Here is a 3,975-nt window from a genome sequence, read left to right on the forward strand (position 1 = left end):
CCTGCTGCCCGTAGCCGGCGAATTTTTCGAGTACCGCAGCCATCTCGGTTGCATCGAGCAGCACCGGCTGGCCGAGCTGACAGGCACGCCAGTATTGTTCGCAAAGCGCCTCGAGTTCGACCGCGAGATCGAGCGCCTGCGACAGATCTTCGCCGACCACCAGCATGCCGTGATTGGCGAGCAGGCAGGCACGACGCTTGTCGATCGCCCGCAGGATGCGGTCCGACAAGGCCTGTGTGCCGAAGGTGGCGTAGCCGGCGCAACGCACCCGATCCCCGCCGAAGCGCGCGATCATGTAGTGGAACGGTGGAATGTCGCGGCGCAGGCAGGCAAGACTGGTGGCGAACGGCGAATGGGCATGCAGGATCGCGCCGGCATCCGCACGGGCCACGTACAGATCGCGATGAAAACGCCATTCCGACGACGGCTTGCGGCGCCCGGTGCAAGTTCCGTCAAGACGCATGCGCACGATGTCTTCCGGTTCGAGCGTGTCGTAGGCCATGCCGGTTGGCGTGATCAGGAAAGCGGAGCAAGCCTCGTCGCTCTCGTCGCCCGCGCGCACGCTGACATTGCCGGCAGTGCCGCGGTTCAGTCCGAGCACGCTCATTCGGCGGGCGCTGTCGATCAACTGTTGGCGCAACTCAGTCATATTCCTCCTCCGGATAGAGCGATCGCAATCCGGCGGTGCTCGCCGCGCAGCTGCCGCGCTCGGTGATCAGCGCGCTGACCAGGCTCGCCGGAGTCACGTCGAAAGCCGGGTTGGCAACCGCCTCGTCGGCCGGCAGTTGCCGGAGCTGAGCGGCAACGCTGCTCGCATCGCGGCCGTATACCAGGCGCAGTTCGTCCGCCGCACGCTCCTCGATCGGGATCGCCGCACCGTTCGGGCAGGCGAAATCGATCGTCGAACGCGGCGCGGCGACATAGAAAGGGATCGCCGCCGCCCGCGCCGCCAGCGCCTTGAGGTAGGTGCCGATCTTGTTGGCGACGTCGCCGTTGGCCGCCATGCGATCGGCACCGACGAGCACGGCGTCGATGCCGCCACGTGCCAGCAACAGTCCGGCGGCGTTGTCGGCGATCAGGGTGTGCGGCACGCCGTGCTGGCGAAGCTCCCAGGCGGTAAGCAACCCCTGGTTGCGCGGACGCGTTTCGGACACCCAGACATGCACACCGATTCCCTGGTCGACCGCCGCATACACCGGTGCCAGCGCCGTGCCGTGGTCCACGGTCGCCAGCCAGCCGGCGTTGCAGTGGGTCATCAGGTCGAGCCGGGAGCGATCGCGGGCAGCGGCGAGCAGCACCTGCAGACCGTTCTCGCCAATCCGGCGACACTGTTCGGCGTCCTCTTCGGCAATCCGCCCGGCTTCGTGCCACGCGGCATCGGCACGTGCCGACGGCGGCAGTGGGCGCAGACAGGCCTGCATGCGCAGCAGCGCCCAATGCAGGTTGACCGCCGTTGGCCGGGTCGCAGCCAGGGCGCGTACCGCGTCTTGCAGCAGAGCGTCGTCGGCGCTCCGGGCAAGCGCCAGAGCCAGCCCGTACGCCGCCGTGACACCGATCAGCGGCGCCCCGCGCACCTGCATGCTGCAGATCGCACGCACGGTGTCGTCGAGACTGCTCAGGCGCACGACACGATACGCGTGCGGCAGTGCGGTCTGGTCGATGATCTCGACGGCGCGCGCGCCGCCCACTGGCCAGATTGTCCGCGTTGGCTTGCCATGGACCTTCATGGACGCCATTCTAGCAGCCGCCTGCTGCCTGCCGACGATCGATCGTCCGCGCAACCGCCACACGCACCAAGTTCGTGCCGACGACGCCCCCAGGCATGGCAAGTCCCTTACAATACCGGCTGCAAAGATGGGCAGGTGTGAAGAAGAAAGCGGAGAAGGCGGCGCTGGTCGCTGCCGCCAGAAGCCGCGCTCCGTACCTGCACAAGAACGGGGAGAACGCCGGTTGCCAGGCACCCTGCCTGGTTGCGTGAGGCTGCGTCGATCGGCTGTCGAGTGGTTTCATCAACAAGAGAGGAGCAAACATGTCTTATTCGGCCTTCGTTCAGGCTCGCGATTTCCTGCTGGCCCACCGCACCGACTACGAGACCGCCTATCGCGATTTTCAGTGGCCGCAGCTCGATGAATTCAACTGGGCGCTGGATTATTTCGATGTGATGGCGGCGGGCAACGACCGCCCGGCGCTGTGGGTGGTCAACGAGGACGGCTCGGAGCAGAAGATGTCGTACTCCGATATGTCGAAGCGCTCGAACCAGGTCGCCAACTGGCTGCGCGCGCAAGGCGTCCGGCGTGGCGACCGGATCCTGATGATGCTCGGCAACGAGGTGCCGCTGTGGGACACCATGCTGGCGTCGATCAAGCTCGGTGCGGTACTGTCGCCAGCCACCACCCTGCTCGCTCCCGACGATCTGCGCGACCGCATCGATCGTGGGCAAATCCGCCATGTAATCATCGGTCATGTGCACGCGGACAAGTTCAGCACGATTCCCGGCAGCTACACGCGGATCACCGTCGGCGGCGCCGTCGCAGGCTGGCAGCAGCTCGAGCAGGCGTACGCCGGGTCGAGCGAGTTCGCACCCGACGGCCCGACCAAGGCGACCGATCCGCAACTGCTGTACTTCACCTCCGGCACCACTTCGAAGCCGAAACTGGTGCTGCACAGCCAGCAGAGCTATCCGGTCGGCCATCTGTCGACCATGTACTGGCTCGGCCTGAAGCCGGGCGACGTGCATTGGAACATCAGCTCGGCGGGCTGGGCGAAGCATGCCTGGAGCTGCTTCTTCGCGCCCTGGAACGCCGGCGCGACGATCTTCATCTTCAACTACGCCCGATTCACCGCTTCGGCAATCCTCGAAACGCTGGTCCGCTGTGCGGTGACCACGCTCTGCGCGCCGCCGACGGTCTGGCGGATGCTGATCCAGGAAGACCTGGGCAAGTACCCGGTCAAGGTGCGCGAGCTGATCGGAGCCGGCGAACCGCTCAACCCCGAAGTCATCGATCAGGTCCGGGACGCCTGGGGAATCACGCTGCGCGACGGATTCGGTCAGACGGAAACGACCGCGCAGATCGGCAACTCGCCCGGTCAGGTGGTCAAACTCGGGTCGATGGGGCGGCCAATGCCCGGCTATCAGGTACGCCTGGTCGATATGGACGGGCACGTCTCCGAAGAAGGCGAGATCTGCCTGACGCTCTCACCGCGCCCGCTCGGCCTGATGATTGCCTATGACGACGATCCGGAGAAGACCGCCGAAGTGATGCGCGACGGCTTCTACCACACGGGCGACACCGCCGCGATCGATGCCGATGGCTACATCACCTATGTCGGCCGTGCCGACGACGTGTTCAAGGCTTCCGACTATCGCATCAGCCCGTTCGAACTGGAGAGCGTCCTGATCGAGCACGAAGCGGTCGCCGAAGCCGCCGTCGTGCCGAGTCCCGACCCCTTGCGACTGGCCGTGCCGAAAGCCTTCCTCACCCTGCGCGTCGGTTATGAGCCCAGCCGCGAACTGGCACGCGACATCTTCGTCTTCCTGCGCAGCCGACTCTCGCCGTACAAGCGGATTCGGCGTCTCGAATTCGGCGAACTGCCGAAGACGATTTCCGGCAAGATTCGCCGTGTTGAACTGCGCAAGGGCGAACAGACCAGGGCCGCCGCCGCACGCGGCGAAATGGAGTTCTACGAAGAGGATTTCGAGTTCTGAGCCCCGACTGAGCTGCGGACCCCGGCCCCGATCGCAGGGCCGGGAATCCGGATTCGTTTTGGTCATGCCGCCTGCGGGCGGCATGTCATTTCAACGAGCCACCGAGCGCAAGACCCTTCTCCACATCCCCTGTCCAAGGGCTGCACCCTTTATCACTGTCCTCTCGGGTAATGGACGGCAGGGTGAATTCGGATCCACGATCGCGAGTTCCGGCTCAACCTTCGGCCCGGGATGCCAGTGGCTGCTTTGTGGCAAGACACCCCAACTGT

The 3,975-nt window shown here is 65.5% G+C and carries 3 protein-coding genes; 1 reads left to right on the forward strand and 2 read right to left on the reverse strand.

Features of this window, described 5'->3' with window-relative positions; translation table 11 throughout:
- Both NFV80_RS08375 and mtnA read right to left on the reverse strand, forming a co-directional pair.
- The coding region (locus NFV80_RS08375) for a class II aldolase/adducin family protein (RefSeq protein ID WP_296758361.1) at nucleotides 1-649 on the reverse strand (649 nt) is incomplete at its 3' end.
- Nucleotides 642-1,727 (reverse strand): S-methyl-5-thioribose-1-phosphate isomerase, encoded by a 1,086-nt coding sequence (gene mtnA, locus NFV80_RS08380; RefSeq protein ID WP_296758365.1) that lies wholly within the window; start codon nucleotides 1,725-1,727, stop codon nucleotides 642-644. The genes mtnA and NFV80_RS08375, both read right to left, overlap by 8 nt.
- 302 nt (nucleotides 1,728-2,029) lie before the next feature.
- On the opposite strand from mtnA, the gene NFV80_RS08385 reads away from it, so the two are divergent.
- Nucleotides 2,030-3,706: an AMP-binding protein gene (locus tag NFV80_RS08385; protein WP_296758363.1), complete on the forward strand. Its 1,677-nt coding sequence runs from the start codon at nucleotides 2,030-2,032 to the stop codon at nucleotides 3,704-3,706.
- The last annotated feature ends 269 nt before the right edge of the window (nucleotides 3,707-3,975 follow it).

This window comes from Accumulibacter sp., assembly GCF_023806565.1.
GTDB lineage: Bacteria > Pseudomonadota > Gammaproteobacteria > Burkholderiales > Rhodocyclaceae > Accumulibacter.